The 14,556-nt window shown below is 67.1% G+C and carries 17 protein-coding genes; 5 read left to right on the top strand and 12 right to left on the bottom strand.

The genetic code is table 11. The features are described 5' to 3' along the window. Positions 1-11 precede the first annotated feature (11 nt). From ACG3SL_RS13850 to purL, 3 genes are all read right to left on the bottom strand, one after another. Positions 12-692, bottom strand: a complete 681-nt coding sequence (locus ACG3SL_RS13850) for a nitroreductase family protein (RefSeq protein WP_448661751.1) — start codon at positions 690-692, stop codon at positions 12-14. A gap of 68 nt (positions 693-760) precedes the next feature. Continuing rightward, entirely contained in the window at positions 761-1,165 is a 405-nt protein-coding gene (locus ACG3SL_RS13845) for a hypothetical protein (RefSeq protein ID WP_448661750.1), read from the bottom strand. A 103-nt stretch (positions 1,166-1,268) separates the two neighbouring features. Then, positions 1,269-3,488 carry a phosphoribosylformylglycinamidine synthase subunit PurL gene (gene purL, locus ACG3SL_RS13840; RefSeq protein WP_448661749.1) on the bottom strand — a complete coding sequence of 740 codons (2,220 nt, stop codon included), beginning with the start codon at positions 3,486-3,488 and terminating at the stop codon, positions 1,269-1,271. A gap of 152 nt (positions 3,489-3,640) precedes the next feature. On the opposite strand from purL, the gene ACG3SL_RS13835 reads away from it, so the two are divergent. Further along, positions 3,641-4,027 (top strand): PAS domain-containing protein, encoded by a 387-nt coding sequence (locus ACG3SL_RS13835; protein ID WP_448661748.1) that lies wholly within the window; start codon positions 3,641-3,643, stop codon positions 4,025-4,027. 7 nt (positions 4,028-4,034) lie between these two features. On the opposite strand, the gene ACG3SL_RS13830 is transcribed toward ACG3SL_RS13835, so the two are convergent. From ACG3SL_RS13830 to aroQ, 5 genes are all read right to left on the bottom strand, one after another. Further along, complete coding sequence (locus tag ACG3SL_RS13830; protein WP_448661747.1) at positions 4,035-5,489, bottom strand: phospholipase D-like domain-containing protein; 1,455 nt, start codon at positions 5,487-5,489, stop codon at positions 4,035-4,037. Further along, a complete protein-coding gene (gene arsC, locus ACG3SL_RS13825) occupies positions 5,486-5,821 on the bottom strand; it encodes an arsenate reductase (glutaredoxin) (RefSeq protein WP_448661746.1) in 336 nt (111 codons plus the stop codon). Before arsC ends, ACG3SL_RS13830 begins: the two co-directional genes overlap by 4 nt. A gap of 199 nt (positions 5,822-6,020) precedes the next feature. Continuing rightward, positions 6,021-7,376, bottom strand: a complete 1,356-nt coding sequence (accC, locus tag ACG3SL_RS13820; protein ID WP_448661745.1) for an acetyl-CoA carboxylase biotin carboxylase subunit — start codon at positions 7,374-7,376, stop codon at positions 6,021-6,023. 10 nt (positions 7,377-7,386) lie between these two features. After that, positions 7,387-7,869, bottom strand: a complete 483-nt coding sequence (gene accB, locus ACG3SL_RS13815; protein WP_448661744.1) for an acetyl-CoA carboxylase biotin carboxyl carrier protein — start codon at positions 7,867-7,869, stop codon at positions 7,387-7,389. A 36-nt stretch (positions 7,870-7,905) separates the two neighbouring features. After that, positions 7,906-8,340 (bottom strand): type II 3-dehydroquinate dehydratase, encoded by a 435-nt coding sequence (aroQ, locus tag ACG3SL_RS13810; protein ID WP_448661743.1) that lies wholly within the window; start codon positions 8,338-8,340, stop codon positions 7,906-7,908. Between the two features lie 81 nt (positions 8,341-8,421). Between aroQ and thiS the strand changes: the two genes are divergently transcribed. Both thiS and ACG3SL_RS13800 read left to right on the top strand, forming a co-directional pair. Next, a complete protein-coding gene (thiS, locus tag ACG3SL_RS13805; RefSeq protein WP_448661742.1) occupies positions 8,422-9,426 on the top strand; it encodes a sulfur carrier protein ThiS in 1,005 nt (334 codons plus the stop codon). Continuing rightward, positions 9,426-10,190 (top strand): alpha/beta hydrolase, encoded by a 765-nt coding sequence (locus ACG3SL_RS13800; protein ID WP_448661741.1) that lies wholly within the window; start codon positions 9,426-9,428, stop codon positions 10,188-10,190. Before thiS ends, ACG3SL_RS13800 begins: the two co-directional genes overlap by 1 nt. A 3-nt stretch (positions 10,191-10,193) precedes the next feature. Here the strand turns inward: ACG3SL_RS13800 and ACG3SL_RS13795 are convergent, their stop codons facing one another. Next, a complete protein-coding gene (locus ACG3SL_RS13795) occupies positions 10,194-10,790 on the bottom strand; it encodes a class I SAM-dependent DNA methyltransferase (RefSeq protein ID WP_448661739.1) in 597 nt (198 codons plus the stop codon). A gap of 92 nt (positions 10,791-10,882) precedes the next feature. On the opposite strand from ACG3SL_RS13795, the gene ACG3SL_RS13790 reads away from it, so the two are divergent. Further along, positions 10,883-11,053 (top strand): CsbD family protein, encoded by a 171-nt coding sequence (locus ACG3SL_RS13790; protein ID WP_448665130.1) that lies wholly within the window; start codon positions 10,883-10,885, stop codon positions 11,051-11,053. A 66-nt stretch (positions 11,054-11,119) separates the two neighbouring features. On the opposite strand, the gene ACG3SL_RS13785 is transcribed toward ACG3SL_RS13790, so the two are convergent. After that, on the bottom strand, positions 11,120-11,359 hold the full coding sequence (locus tag ACG3SL_RS13785; protein WP_448661738.1) for a hypothetical protein: 240 nt from the start codon (positions 11,357-11,359) through the stop codon (positions 11,120-11,122). 99 nt (positions 11,360-11,458) lie between these two features. Further along, positions 11,459-13,111 carry a thiamine pyrophosphate-binding protein gene (locus tag ACG3SL_RS13780; protein ID WP_448661736.1) on the bottom strand — a complete coding sequence of 551 codons (1,653 nt, stop codon included), beginning with the start codon at positions 13,109-13,111 and terminating at the stop codon, positions 11,459-11,461. 47 nt (positions 13,112-13,158) lie between these two features. On the opposite strand from ACG3SL_RS13780, the gene ACG3SL_RS13775 reads away from it, so the two are divergent. Further along, on the top strand, positions 13,159-13,893 hold the full coding sequence (locus tag ACG3SL_RS13775; RefSeq protein ID WP_448661735.1) for a glutathione S-transferase family protein: 735 nt from the start codon (positions 13,159-13,161) through the stop codon (positions 13,891-13,893). A gap of 63 nt (positions 13,894-13,956) precedes the next feature. Here the strand turns inward: ACG3SL_RS13775 and ACG3SL_RS13770 are convergent, their stop codons facing one another. Continuing rightward, positions 13,957-14,487 (bottom strand): outer membrane protein, encoded by a 531-nt coding sequence (locus ACG3SL_RS13770; RefSeq protein WP_448661734.1) that lies wholly within the window; start codon positions 14,485-14,487, stop codon positions 13,957-13,959. Between the last annotated feature and the right edge of the window lie 69 nt (positions 14,488-14,556).

Here is a 14,556-nt window from a genome sequence, read left to right as displayed (position 1 = left end):
GGACGCCAGCGCTACAGCCAGGTCGTGATCTGCTCCAGCGTCTTCTTTTGCAGCGCAAAGGCGGGGATCGTCGCGTCGGGCGCGGGATGGCCGATCGCGATCAGCATCAATGGGCGGTCGTCCAGCGGGCGTTCGCAGATGCGGTTGAGGAATCGCATCGGATTGGGCGCATGGACCAGCGTCGCCACCCCCGCCTGATGCAGCGCGGCGAGCAGCAGGCCACAGGCGATCCCGACCGATTCGGTGACGTGATAGTTGGTCGCCGCTGCCTGCATCCCTTCGCTCTCGCCCTCGCGGCGCTTGGCGAAGACGACGATCAGCCAGGGGGCGATTTCCAGATACGGCTTGTCCGCGCCGGTGCCGAGCGGCGCGATGGCGCCCAGCCATTCCGATCCGCCCGCGCCGCTGTAGAACCGGCGTTCCTCGCCCTCGGCGGAAATGCGGATCGCGGCCTTTGCCTCGGGCGATTCGATCACGGCGAAGTGCCAGGGCTGGCGATTGGCGCCGCTGGGCGCAGAGCCCGCCGCCGCAATCGCGGCTTCGATCACCGCGCGCGGGACGGGGGTGTCGGAAAACTGGCGGCAGCTGTGGCGCAGGCGCATATGCGCGGCAAACGCTTCCGCGCGAGCGGTGCGTTCGGCGTCGGTCATTGCGGAATAGGGCTGCCACGGGACAGCCGGATGATCGCCCATGCACACTCCCAGAGCGGCGATCATGCCAGCGCCGGATCAGACCGGCCAGTCCGCACTTCTCCGGAGGGTCAGCGTAACGCTTTGCGGACGACCAGTTTTAGCGCGGACCACACATCGTCCACCGCGCACACCTTGATATCCACCAGCCCCATCGGCAGCGCGACTTCGCGGACCACGTCCTCGGTGATGTCGGTCGCGACCTTGGCGGCCTTTTTGGGCCAGGATATCCAGATGAAACCGTTCTGCGCCATCAACGGACGCAGTGCCGTCAGCTCACGCTCCAGCCGGTCCCGCTCGGTCAGGAACAGATGCGCGCATTGCAGTCCGTCAGAGGCGCTGGACTGTTCGTCGATCGACAGCGTCTCGGGCTCGATCGCCGCGCGGACGCTGTCGGGCATGTTGTGGAACCAGCAGCGAATGCCCGGCTTGAGGCCCAGCTTACTGGCAAGCGGTGTTTCCGAATAACCCGTCATGCGCGTCACCTCCACAGCCATGGTACTGCGAATCGGACGCGGGGTAACCCGCTGTATTCCCTATTGCACACGGCGCCCGTCGGACGCCGTGTGCAGGCGGGTTTCACGCCAGCGCGGCGTCGCTGCCCATCAGTGCGGGGAAAAAGCCTTCATGCGCATTGCGCAGGTCGGTCAGGTCGACGCAGAAATCGCCGTCTTCCAGCTCGAAGATCAGCCGGCTGGCGATCGTGCGACCGATCGGGTCGGCGGCCAGGCCCGCATTGTCGGCGGCGACGAGGAAATCGGCCAGCGCCTCGTCCGCGACAGTGACGACATACAGGCCCTGGTCCTCGCCGAAGAAGCTGCCGGCAATGCCAAAGGGCTGGGGCTGGTCGATGATCGCGCCGATCCCCGATGCCAGCGCCATTTCGGCCAGCGCCACGGCAAGCCCGCCGTCGGACACGTCATGGCACGCCGTGATCGCGCCGCCACAGATCGCCTTGCGGACGAACGCGCCCAGCCGGCGCTCCATCATCAGGTCGACGGGCGGGGGCGGGCCGTCCTCGCGGCCATGGATTTCGCGCAGCCAGATCGACTGGCCCAGATGGCCCGAACGCTCGCCCAGCGCGATGATGATGTCGCCGGTGCCCTTGAAGCCGATCGTGCAGCTCTTGGTATAATCCTTGAGCAGCCCCACGCCGCCGATCGCGGGCGTGGGCAGGATCGCGCTGCCGCCGCCGGTCGCCTTGCTTTCGTTGTACAGCGACACGTTGCCCGAAACGATCGGGAAATCGAGCGTCCGGCACGCCTCGCCCATGCCCTCCAGGCACCCGACCAGCTGGCCCATGATCTCGGGGCGCTGGGGGTTGGCGAAGTTGAGGCAGTTGGTCACGGCCAGCGGCGTCGCGCCGACGGCGGACAGATTGCGATAGGCCTCGGCAATCGCCTGCTTGCCGCCCTCCACGGGGTCGGCGAAGCAATAGCGCGGGGTGCAATCGGTGGTGATCGCCAGCCCCTTTTGCGTGCCATGGACGCGCACCACGGCGGCGTCGCCGCCCGGGCGCTGCACCGTGTCGGCGCCGACCATGTGGTCATACTGCTCCCAGATCCACCGCCGGCTGGCGATGTCGGGCGATGCCATCAGCTTGAGCAGGTCGGCGGCGATGTCGGTGGTTTCCGGCACGTCGGTCAGCTCGGCGCGCTTGGGCGTCGGTACATGCGGGCGATCGTACAGCGGGGCTTCGTCGGCCAACGGGGCGAGGGGGATGTCGGCGACGACGTCGCCCTTCCACTTCAGCACCATGCGGCCGGTATCGGTGACGTGGCCGATCACCGCGAAATCCAGTTCCCATTTGCGGAAGATCGCCTCGGCGAAATCCTCGCGGCCGGGCTTGAGCACCATCAGCATGCGCTCCTGCGATTCGGAGAGCATCATCTCGTACGGCGTCATGCCGGTTTCGCGCTGGGGCACGTCGTCCATGATAAGCTCGATGCCGACGCCGCCCTTGGACGCCATCTCGACGCTCGACGAAGTGAGCCCCGCCGCGCCCATATCCTGGATCGCGACGATCGCGTCGGATGCCATCAGCTCCAGGCACGCCTCGATCAGCAGCTTCTCGGTGAAGGGATCGCCGACCTGCACGGTGGGGCGCTTGTCCTCGGTCTCGTCCGAGAAATCGGCCGATGCCATGGTGGCGCCGTGGATGCCGTCGCGCCCGGTCTTCGACCCGACATAGACGATCGAATTGCCCACGCCCGATGCGGCGGAATAGAAGATCTTGTCCTGATCGGCGATGCCCACGGTCATCGCGTTGACCAGGATATTGCCGTCATAGGCGGGGTGGAAGTTCACTTCGCCGCCCACCGTCGGCACGCCGACGCAATTGCCATAGCCGCCGATGCCATGGACGACGCCGGCGATCAGGTGCTTCATCTTGGGATGATCGGGCCGCCCAAAGCGCAGCGCGTTCATGTTCGCCACCGGGCGGGCGCCCATCGTGAACACGTCGCGCAGGATGCCGCCCACGCCGGTCGCCGCACCCTGATAGGGCTCGATGTAGCTCGGGTGGTTGTGGCTCTCCATCTTGAAGATCGCGGCCTGGCCGTCGCCGATGTCGATCACGCCGGCATTCTCGCCGGGGCCGCAAATGACCTGGGGGCCTTCGGTCGGCAGCTTCTTCAAGTGGATGCGGCTCGATTTATAGCTGCAATGCTCGGACCACATGACCGAGAAGATACCCAGTTCGGTCAGGTTGGGCTCGCGGCCCATGGCGCTGAGCACGCGCGCATATTCTTCGGGGGAAAGGCCGTGCGCGGCCACGGTCTCGGGCGTGATCTGAGTCATGCGCGTGCCCTTAGCGATGTCTGCGGCGCGCGTCACCCGCCTGTCGCGGATTTGGTGCGTGCTGGCGGCGCTATCGGTAACGCGGCGTTAAGCGCGCGTTGCGATGGGGGGATATGCAGTTCCCCTCGATTCCATCGCTGTGGAGACACGCGGTGCAGAGCGCGCCCATTCCCGGCGCCGACTATTTCAGCGTGGCGCGTGAGGTGCCGCTGGCCGGCACCTGGGAATGCGACCTCGCCGACGACTCGCTACGCTGGTCCACCGCCGTGTACGACATTTTCGGCATCGCGCCCGGATCGCGGCTCGACCGGCAGGGAATCGTACAGCTTTATGCGCCCGAATCGCGCGACACGCTGGCGGTGCTCCGTGCCGATGCGATTGCGCGGGGGAGCAGCTTCACGTTCGAGGCGCGGATTTGCCGCCCTGATGGCGCGACGCGCTGGGTACGAATCACCGCGGATATCGCCTGCCGCAACGGCCGCCCGGCGCAGCTCTATGGCACCAAGCAGGACATTACCGAGGAGTGGGTGCCGCGCTGAGGCGCCTTTAGCCGCGCGGCTTGCGCAGGCGACGGAACAGCCCGCCGCTGGCGACCGGCTCGAACAAATCCTCCGGATTCTCCGGGTCGAGCACTTCGTTATCGGCGAGCCACGCGGTCACGCCCTCAAGGTCGGGCACTTCGTACGGCCGCAGCGTGCGCCCAGCGCCGCCGCGCAGCGATTCGATCGCCGCGATCAGCGACCCCTTGGCCTCGATCGCCGCCGCCACGTCCTCGGGCATGCACCCCAGATGCTCGGCGAGCAGGCCGTCGCGAATCGCCCGGATGCGCGCGCTGTTCTCCGCGCCCGGCGCCTCGCACTCGATCGTCACGTCGCATTCGGTGTCGAGCCGCAGCGAGCGGTTGTTGAAGTTCGACGAGCCGACGCGCAGCACCGTGTCGTCGACCACCAGCACCTTGGCATGGACATAGATCGGCGCGCCCTCGGCGGTGAACGGGTGATAGATGCGCAGCCGCCCGTGCGGGTCGCGCTGGTGCAGCGCCTCGAACAGCCGGGCGCGGGCGGTGTCCATCGCCATCTGTTCCAGCCAGCCATCGGCCTGTTCGGGATTGATGATGACGATTTCGGGGCCATCGGTCTCCGCGAGCCGGCGCCCGATCGCCTCGGCGATGCGGCGCGACGCGAAATACTGGCTCTCGGCGTAGATGACGTGGCGGGCGGCGGCGATCAGATCGAGGTACAGCGCCTCGATCTCGCGGATCGGCGCCACGTCGGGCAAATCGGGCTGGCTGCGCGAAATGGCGGCGGGGACGTCGGTAAAGTCGGGCTCCAGGCTTTCGGGCCAGCACTGGCCGCGCGGCGGCGGCGGCGCGATGGGTTTGCCGCCCGCCAGTGCCCAGCGCTCGCGGCACAGATCGCCCAATGCGGCGGCGACCGGCCCCTGGAGCGCGGTGGTCGCGTCGTGCCACGGCATATAGGGCTTGCCGTCCGGGCCGACGCGGCGGGGATCGTCGTCGCGGTGCGCGCGCGTGTCCCAGCGCCCGGCAGTCATGTCGATCCCGCCGCAGAACGCCAGGCAATCGTCGATCACCACGATCTTCTGATGGTGTGACGCGCCGGTCGGGTGCGTGCTGTCGAGCTTCGGATGGATGCGGCCATGCGCCATCCAGCGCAGCGTCGTCGCCAGCGTGCGCGGACGCAGGAACGTCTTGAGCGCGCCCATGTCCCAGCGCAGCAGATAGATGTGCAGCGCCGGATTGCGGTGCGCGAGCCAGGTGATGAAGGGACCGACATGTTCCGGCGCCTCGGGCACGCGATCGGAGCGATCGGCCAGCCGGATGCGCGCGTCGAAATCCCATCCGATCAACAGGATCTGGTGCTTGGCCTCCAGCATCGCGTCTCGCGCGGCGCGGAAATAATCCTCCGCATCGACGATGATCGACACGCGCTCGGCGGGCTCGATGCGCCACGCATTGGTGCCTGCGCGGACGATCCTGCTCACAGGATCTCGCGAATCTTCTCGGGCGGGCGGCCCAGCCGGACGCCCTTGTCGGTTTCCACCAGCGGGCGCTCGATCAGGATCGGGTTCGCGGCCATCGCATCGAGGATGGCGTCGTCGTCGGCGCCCTTCAGCGCCTTCGCCTCCGTCTCGGCGGTGCGCAGCCCCTCGCGCGCGGTCATGCCCGCACGCGCATAGAGGCGGGCGAGCGTGTCGCGGCTCGGCGGCGTCTTCAGATACTCGACGATGGTCACGTCGGCGCCGGCCTCCTGAAGGATTGCCAGCGCCTCGCGCGATTTCGAGCAGCGGGGATTGTGGTAGAGCGTGGCCTTCATGCGCAAATTCCGTTTTGACGAACGCGGTGACGGCTCTACCTTCCGTCACCCTGAACTCGTTTCAGGGGCCAACCCTCCACCGGGCGAGAGTCTCGCCTGTTGCCCGATGGATGCTGAAACAAGTTCAGCATGACGGCGCAGAATGGGGCGAGTGCACCCAAAGCCGGGTCGCCCTGCGACACGCGCAGGGCGAACCGGGTTATTCCGCAGCCTGCTTGGCCAGCCATTCCTCGAGCCACTTGATCGTATAGTCGCCGCGCTGGAACTCGGGATCGTCCAGCAGCGCCTGGTGGAGCGGGATCGTGGTCTTGACGCCCTCGATCACGAATTCCTCCAGCGCGCGGCGCAGCCGCATCAGACAGCTTTCGCGCGTCCGGCCATAGACGATCAGCTTGGCGATCATCGAATCATAGTAAGGCGGGATGCGATAGCCGGAGTAGATGCCGCTATCGACGCGCACATGCATGCCGCCGGGGGCATGGAAATGCGTGATCTTGCCGGGCGAAGGCGCGAAGGTCTTCGGGTCTTCGGCATTGATGCGGCATTCGATCGCGTGGCCGCGAAATTCCAGTTCCTCCTGGCGCACCGACAGCGGATGGCCTTCGGCGACGCGGATCTGTTCGCGCACCAGGTCCATGCCGGTGATCATCTCGGTCACCGGATGCTCGACCTGGAGCCGGGTGTTCATTTCGATGAAATAGAACTTCCCGTCTTCCCACAGGAATTCGATCGTGCCCGCGCCGCGATAACCCATATCGGCCATCGCCTTGGATACGATCGCGCCCATTTCCGCCCGGTCCTCGGGGGTGATGGCGGGGGACAGCGCCTCTTCGAGCACCTTCTGGTGGCGGCGCTGGAGCGAGCAGTCGCGCTCGCCCAGGTGGATCGCATTGCCGTTGCCGTCGCCGAACACCTGGAATTCGATGTGGCGCGGATTGCCGAGATACTTTTCCAGATACACGGTGGCGTCGCCGAACGCGGCCTTCGCCTCGCTGCCCGCCTGCTGCATCAGCGTCTCGAGCTGGTCCTCGCTCGTGCACACCTTCATGCCGCGACCGCCGCCGCCCGATGCCGCCTTGATGATGACCGGATAGCCGGCCTTGGCCGCGATCGCCTTGGCCTCGGCCAGGTCGCTGATCGGGCCATCCGATCCGGGGACGAGCGGCAGGCCGAGTGCGCCGGCGGTGCGCTTCGCCTCGATCTTGTCGCCCATCGTGCGGATATGCTCGGGCTTGGGCCCGACGAAGATGATGCCGTGCGCCTCGACGATCTCGGCGAACTGCGCATTCTCGGACAGGAAGCCATAGCCCGGGTGAATCGCGTCTGCGCCCGAAATCTCGGCCGCTGCAATGATGCGCGGGATGTTGAGATAGCTTTCCGCAGCCGCAGGCGGCCCGATGCAGATCGCCTCGTCCGCCAGCCGCACATGCATGGCGTCGGCGTCGGCGGTGGAGTGCACCGCCACCGTCTTGATCCCCATTTCGTGACAAGCACGATGGATGCGCAAAGCGATCTCGCCGCGATTGGCGATCAGGAGCTTCTTGATTTCGGGCATGGTGGCGCCGTTACTCGACCACGACGAGCGGCTGGTCGAACTCGACCGGCTGGCCGTTCTCGACCAGGATCGCCTTGACCGTGCCGGCGCTGGGCGCGTGGATCGGGTTCATCACCTTCATCGCTTCGATGATGAGCAGCGTGTCGCCGGCGGCGACCTGTTGCCCGATCGACACGAAGTTCTTCGCTTCGGGGTTCGAGGCGAGATAGACGGTGCCGACCATCGGCGATTTCACAGCGTTCAGCGCGACGGGCGCCGCCGCTTCGATCGCCAGCGGCGCGGCGGCGGGAGCCGCTGCGGGGGCGGGCGCCGCCGGGGCGGGCGCATAGTGCACCGCCGGCGCGGCGGTCACGGTGCGGGCCACGCGGACGCGGCGTTCGCCGTCCTCGACTTCGATTTCGGTCAGCTGGGTGTCGTCGAGCACTGCGGCAAGCTGCCGGACCAGGTCGATATCGACCTGCATCGCGCCCGATTGTTTAAGTTCGTCGGCCATTGCGACCCTTCTTGAAGGATGAAACCGCGCCCTGTGTCAGATGCGTGCCGCGGCTTCAAGCGCAAGCAGATAGGAAAGCGCGCCAAAACCAACGATGGTGCCGCGCGCCGCGCGACCCACATAGCTGATATGACGAAATTCCTCGCGTGCATGCGGGTTGGACAGATGCACTTCGATCACCGGCGTCGTGATGCTCTTGATGGCATCGTGCAACGCGATCGAAGTATGCGTGAAAGCTGCGGCGTTGAGAAGTACCGCCTTTGCACCGCGCGCCTGCGCTTCGTGGAGCCAGTCGACCAGATGCCCTTCGTGATTCGACTGGCGCAGGTCGATCTCCAGCCCCAGTTCCTGGGCACGGTCCTCCAGCTGTCCGGCGATGTCGTCCAGCGTGTCGGTGCCATAGATATGCGGCTCGCGCAGGCCCAGCAGGTTCAGGTTGGGGCCGTTCAGGACAAAGATCGTTTCGGCCAAGGCCAAGCCTTTCGGTTGCGGGCGGAGCGGCGCCCTCCCTATATGAGGCTGCGTCCCCGATCAAATATTCCAAGGACCCTCATGCACACCGACGGCACCGTCAGCATCGTCGTGAACGGCGAACACAAGCGTATCACTGCGGGACTGAGCATCGCCCAGCTCGCCGAGCAACTGGGGCTGGTCCCCGAAAAGATCGCGGTCGAACGCAATCTGGAGGTCGTGCCGCGCTCGACATTGGGCGCGGTCATCGTCGCGGATGGCGACGAGCTGGAGATCGTCCACTTTGTCGGCGGCGGCGATCATGGCGCGCCGGTGGATGCCGATAGCTGGACCGTCGCGGGCAAGACCTTCCGCTCGCGCCTGATCGTCGGCACCGGCAAGTACAAGGATTTCGAGCATAACGCGGCGGCGGTCGCGGCATCGGGCGCGGAAATCGTCACCGTCGCGGTGCGCCGCGTCAACGTGTCGGACCGCAACGCGCCGATGCTGACCGACTATATCGATCCCAAGAAGATCACTTATCTGCCCAACACCGCCGGCTGTTTCGATGCCGAATCGGCGATCCGCACGCTGCGGCTGGCGCGCGAAGCCGGCGGCTGGGATCTGGTGAAGCTGGAAGTGCTGGGCGAGGCGCGCACGCTGTATCCCGACATGGTCGAGACGCTGCGCGCCACCGAAATCCTCGCGAACGAAGGCTTCAAGCCGATGGTCTACTGCGTCGACGATCCGATCGCGGCGAAGCGGCTGGAGGATGCGGGCGCGGTGGCGATCATGCCGCTGGGCGCGCCCATCGGCTCGGGGCTGGGCATCCAGAACCGCGTCACGATCCGCCTGATCGTGGAGGGCGCCAAGGTGCCGGTGCTGGTCGATGCGGGCGTCGGCTCCGCATCCGATGCGGCGGTGGCGATGGAGCTGGGCTGCGACGGCGTGCTGATGAACACCGCGATCGCCGAGGCGAAGGACCCCGTGCTGATGGCGGCGGCGATGAAGGCGGCGGTCGAGGCCGGGCGCCTGTCGTACCGCGCCGGGCGGATGGGGCGGCGGATGTATGCCGATCCGTCCAGCCCGCTCGCCGGGCTGATCTGATGCGCCGCATCGCCCTGGCCGCCGCGCTCGCGCTCGGTGCCTGCCACGCCGCGCCCGAACAGGCGGCGATGGGCAATGCGGGGATGATCTCCGCCGCGCCGGTCACGCTGACGGCGGCGGACGGGGTGAAGATCGCGGGCGTGGTCACGCGCCCCGAAAAGCCCAGGGCGATGATCCTGCTGTTCCACCAGGCGGATTCGGGCAAGGACGAATATGCGCTGATCGCCCCCCGGCTCGCGCAGGTGGGCTATGCCACGCTGCGGATCGACCAGCGCGCGGGCGGCGCGATGTTCGGCGGCAACGAGACGGTCAAGGCGCTGGGCAAGGCCGCGTCCTACCTGGATGCGCAAAAGGACGTGGAGGCCGCGCTCGACTGGGCGGGGCTGCAAAAGCTGCCGGTGCTCCTGTGGGGCAGCAGCTATTCGGCATCGCTCGCGCTGATCGTCGCTGCCGAACGCCGCGATGCAGTGAAGGGCGTGCTGGCCTTTTCCCCCGGCGAATATTTCGACGACAAGGGTCTGGTCGCGCGCTCGGCGGCCAAGGTGACGGCGCCGCTGTTCGTCACCTCGGCACAGGACGGCAGGGAAATCGACGCCGCCCGCGCAGTGGTCGCGGCGTCGCCGGCCCAGGACAAGACCCAGTTCGTGCCCAAGACCGGCGGCATCCATGGCTCGTCCACGCTGCTGCGCGAAAAGAACCCCGACGGCGCCGAACCGGCATGGAAGGCCGTGCTGGCGTTCCTGTCGCGGGTGACGGGCGGGTAGGGGTTACCGCGCTTTCCGCACCAGCCACACCGATCGCCCGCCGGCATGGGGGTCTTCGGGGGTGAAGGCGATTTCGATCAGTCGGTGTGCGGCAAACAGCGCGCGATAGTCCTCCGGCGCAAGGCTGGCGTGGTACAGCGGCTCGCCGAACTGGCATCCCATCGCTTCGCCCCGCGCGGGGCCGGTGTTGAACAGGAAGGGCGCGGTCGGCGCCAGCCAGCCGGCGACGCGCGCGATCATCGCCGCCTGGTCGTCGGGCGGCAGGTGGAACAGGCTGTCCCACGCCAGCACCCCGTCGAACGGCCCCTCGATCGCGACGCTGCGCATGTCCGCGCACAGCCAGTGGTGGCGGCCGAAGCGCGTGCGGGCGACCGCGATCATCGGTTCCGATGCGTCCACGCCGGTCAGGCTGTGCCCCGCATCGATCAGATAGCGCGCGATCGGCTCCCCCGCGCCGCAGCCCAGATCGAGCACGCGCGCGCGCTTCGGCATCGCCAGCAACATCCGGTCGAGCCAGCCGCGTTCGACGAAGCGCGAACGGCGGGCATCGTCGAACGCATGGGCATGCCGGTCATAATGGGCGCCGATTCGATCGGGCATCGCGGAACCCTCTCCCGGCATGGGCCGTTCTATCCCCAAGGCCGGACTTGCTGGCGCGCACCGCGCCGATCCGCCTGCAGGAGCTTGAAATCATGGGTGAACTCACCGACAAGATCAAGGGCAACGTCAATGAGGCGATTGGCAAGGCCAAGCAGCACAGCGACAATCCGGCAACCCGCGACGAAGGCGCTGCGCAGGAGCTGAAGGGCAAGGGCCAGCAGGTCGCCGGCAAGGTAAAGGGCGCGCTCGGCGACGATATCTGACGCCTCGCAGTACAAACCTGAAAAGGGCCGTTCCGCAGATGCGGGGCGGCCCTTTTGCGTGCGCGGTCAATCCTGGACGTAAAAGGCCCAGAGGTCGCCGTGCAGCTTGCACGCGGCGAAGCGCGCCGGCTGGCGGGTATTGCCCGCCTCACAGATCATGAACGAATGCAGCTGTCCGGGTTCGAGCGGGTTGGGCAGGGGAATCGTCTTTGCATTCTGCCAGCGCCATTCGGTTTTCCACAGGCGGACCCCGTCTATGGTGACGCGGTCGCCCTCTTTCCCGATGTGCACATTACTCCAGGCCACAAATCCCTCCCTCAGTCCTTCTCCTTATAGAGCGGGCGGGGGCCGGGGTGGTGCGATTGGCCGGCAATCGCTTCATATATGTGGATAAAATTTCGCGCTTCAGCGGCTCCGGATCGCAGCGATCGTGGTCGCAGGCGTGATGATCTCAACATCGGTCTTCAGATGGAGCAGCTTCACCCCCGGCTGTGCCAGCGCACGGTCCAGCGCCGGGGCAAAGGCGTCGGTCGTCTCCACCGTCTCCGCCCAGGCGCCATAGGCGCGACCGAGCGCGGCGAAATCGGGGTTGCGTAGCGTCGTGCCCGACAGGCGCGTGGGATATTCGCGCTCCTGGTGCATGCGGATCGTGCCATAGGCGCTGTTATCCACGACGATGACCAGGATGTTGGCGCCATGCTGGACGGCGGTGGCGAGTTCCTGTCCGTTCATCAGGAAATCGCCGTCCCCGGCCAGCGCAACCACCGCGCGCTCCGGTGCGCGCAGCGCGGCGGCGACGGCGGCGGGCAGGCCATAGCCCATTGCGCCCGAGGTGGGGGCCAGCTGGCTCGGCTGCGGGCCATAGTGCCAGTAGCGGTGCCACCAGCCCGAGAAATTGCCCGCGCCGTTGCAGATGATCGTGTCCGCCGGCATCGCGGCGCGCATCGCTGCCACGCATTGGCCCAGGTCCAGCGTCACGCCCTCGCGCGGGTTGGGGGTGGACCATTCCAGCCATTCGGCATGGGCATGGGCGGCGGCATCGCCGCGCACCGGTGACACATCCTCCATCGTCGCGGCGGCGGCAAAGCTGGCCATGTCGGCACAGATCGCCACATCGGCGCGATAGACGCGGCCCAGTTCGCTCGGGTCGGGGTGGACATGCACCAGCGTCTGGCCGGGATGGTCGGGCGTGATCAGCGTATAGCCATCGGTGGTCGCCTCCCCCAGCCGCGCGCCGACTGCCAGGATCAGGTCCGCGCCCTTGATCCGCGACACCAGCTTGGGGTTGGGGCCGTAGCCGAGATTGCCGGCATAGACGGGCGAGTGGACCGGCACGGCATCCTGCCGGCGGAACGCGGTGGCCACGGGCAGGCCGATCCGCTCGGCAAAGCGGATGAACGCCGTGCCCGCAGCGGGCGTCCAGCCCGCGCCGCCTACGATCGCCACCGGCCGCTCGGCCTGTTTGAGCAATGCCGCCATGGCGTGGAGCGCGTGCCGATCGGGCACCTGGCTGATGCGGGGCAAAGGCGGGCGGTCCACTGCCTCCACCACGTCGCACAGCATGTCCTCGGGCAGCGCGATCACTACCGGGCCGGGGCGCCCGTGCGTGGCGACGTTCCAGGCGCGCGCGACATATTCGGGGATGCGCGCGGCATCCTCGATCCGCGTCGCCCATTTGGCCAGGGGAGCGAACATCGCGGGGAAATCGACTTCCTGGAATCCCTCGCGGTCGCGCATCCCGCGATCGACGTCGCCGATGAACAGGAGCATCGGCTGCGAATCCTGCATCGCGACGTGCACGCCGATGCTGGCATTGGTCGCCCCCGGCCCGCGCGTGACAAAGGCGATGCCCGGCCGCCCGGTCATCGCGCCATCGGCGCATGCCATGAAGCCGACGCCGCCTTCCTGCCGGCACGTCACCACGTCGATTTCGGGCGTGTCGTGCAGAGCGTCGAGCACGGCGAGGAAGCTCTCGCCCGGCACATGGAAAATGCGGTCGCAGCCCTGTGCCACCAGATTGTCGACGAGGATCCGGCCCCCGGTACGTTTCGCAGTCATGGCGCAAGCCTAGACCGGGGCGGGGCGGTTCGGGTAGCCCTGTCGCCATGCTGATCGTTGGTAATCCTGTGTCACCCTATGCCCGCAAGGTATTCGTCGCCCTCGCGCTGAAGGGGGTTGCCTATGAAATGGACCCGATCGTGCCCTTTTTCGGCAATGACGATTTCACGCGGATCAGCCCCTTGCGGCGGATACCGGTGCTGATCGACGGCGATCTGGTGCTCAACGATTCGACCGTCATCTGCGAATATCTCGACGAAGCCTATCCGGGCGCGCCATTGCTGCCGCGCGATCCGGCCGATCGCGCCCGCGCGCGCTGGATCGAGGAATATGCCGACAGCCGGCTGGGCGATGTCGTGATCTGGCGGCTGTTCTTCCCGACCAAGGTCGCGCCCCGCGTCTATGGCCGCGAACCCGATGCAGAGGCGATCGCGCGTATCCACGCGGTCGAACTGCCGGAGACGCTCGACTGGATCGAGGCGCAGGCCCCGGCGCAGGGCTTTCTGTTCGGCACGATGATGACGGCGGACATCACCATCGCCGCCTTCTTCCGCAACGCGCTGCTCGCGGGCTTTACTGTCGATCCGTCGCGCTGGCCGCGCACCGCCGCATGGATCGCGCGGGTCGAGGCGGAGCCCGCCTTTGCCGAATCGATCCGGCTGGAGCAGGTCACGCTTTCGGTCGGGATGCGCGACCGTGCCGACGCGCTGCGCGCCGCGGGCGTGCGCGTTTCCGCCCACAGCTATGCCGGAACGGCGCCCCAGCCGCGGATCGGCGCATGAAAAAAGGGCCGCGCAGCCATGCCGCGCGGCCCTTTCCTTCAACTGGTCCAGATACGCGGACAATCAGAAGCGGTAGCCGATCCCTGCCAGCACCTGGTGGCGCTCGAAATCCTGGCTGTAGTTCGAATAGCGATACTCGATCTTGCCATAGGCCTTGCCGAAGCTGCGCTCGACGCCCGCACCCAGACGGAAACCGTCGAGGTTCTCGCCGTCGTGGATCGTCGGCGTGTCGAGGATGAAGCGCGCGTTGGTGTAGCCGCCCTTGACGTACAGCAGCGTGTTCGGCGCTGCGATCACGCCGGCGCGGACGCCTGCGTACAGGTCGCGGCCTGCCTTGATGCAGCTGTTCGCGACGCAATCCTTGGTGGTCGAGCCGGTGACTTCGCCGTCGACGCCGAACACGGCGGTGCCGCGCTGCAGGTCATAGCCGATGGCGCCGCCATAGGTGAAGCCGCTCTGGCTCTCGCCGTCGCTGCGCGCATGGTCCCAGCCGCCGACGACTTCGGCGCGCGGACCCGAGAACTGGCCATCCTGTGCGAGCGCGGGGGTTGCGGCTGCCGTCAGGGCGAGCGCCATGGTTGCGAGAATACGCATTGAAATTCCTACTCTGTGGACTTTTATACTGTTCGGTCGGATGGCCATCCGAGGGGCTACGTAAGCCTC

It is taken from the genome of Sphingomonas degradans, assembly GCF_053502645.1.
This window is presented reverse-complemented; position numbering and strand designations above follow the sequence as displayed.

Coding starts and splice junctions, on each gene's coding strand:
- accB (WP_448661744.1), bottom strand. CDS start 7,869: ATGGCCGACGAACTTAAACAATCGGGCGCGATGCAGGTCGATATCGAC.
- ACG3SL_RS13775 (WP_448661735.1), top strand. CDS start 13,159: ATGCTGATCGTTGGTAATCCTGTGTCACCCTATGCCCGCAAGGTATTC.
- ACG3SL_RS13770 (WP_448661734.1), bottom strand. CDS start 14,487: ATGCGTATTCTCGCAACCATGGCGCTCGCCCTGACGGCAGCCGCAACC.
- ACG3SL_RS13790 (WP_448665130.1), top strand. CDS start 10,883: ATGGGTGAACTCACCGACAAGATCAAGGGCAACGTCAATGAGGCGATT.
- ACG3SL_RS13850 (WP_448661751.1), bottom strand. CDS start 692: ATGGGCGATCATCCGGCTGTCCCGTGGCAGCCCTATTCCGCAATGACC.
- ACG3SL_RS13800 (WP_448661741.1), top strand. CDS start 9,426: ATGCGCCGCATCGCCCTGGCCGCCGCGCTCGCGCTCGGTGCCTGCCAC.
- thiS (WP_448661742.1), top strand. CDS start 8,422: ATGCACACCGACGGCACCGTCAGCATCGTCGTGAACGGCGAACACAAG.
- accC (WP_448661745.1), bottom strand. CDS start 7,376: ATGCCCGAAATCAAGAAGCTCCTGATCGCCAATCGCGGCGAGATCGCT.
- purL (WP_448661749.1), bottom strand. CDS start 3,488: ATGACTCAGATCACGCCCGAGACCGTGGCCGCGCACGGCCTTTCCCCC.
- arsC (WP_448661746.1), bottom strand. CDS start 5,821: ATGAAGGCCACGCTCTACCACAATCCCCGCTGCTCGAAATCGCGCGAG.
- ACG3SL_RS13780 (WP_448661736.1), bottom strand. CDS start 13,111: ATGACTGCGAAACGTACCGGGGGCCGGATCCTCGTCGACAATCTGGTG.
- ACG3SL_RS13845 (WP_448661750.1), bottom strand. CDS start 1,165: ATGACGGGTTATTCGGAAACACCGCTTGCCAGTAAGCTGGGCCTCAAG.
- ACG3SL_RS13795 (WP_448661739.1), bottom strand. CDS start 10,790: ATGCCCGATCGAATCGGCGCCCATTATGACCGGCATGCCCATGCGTTC.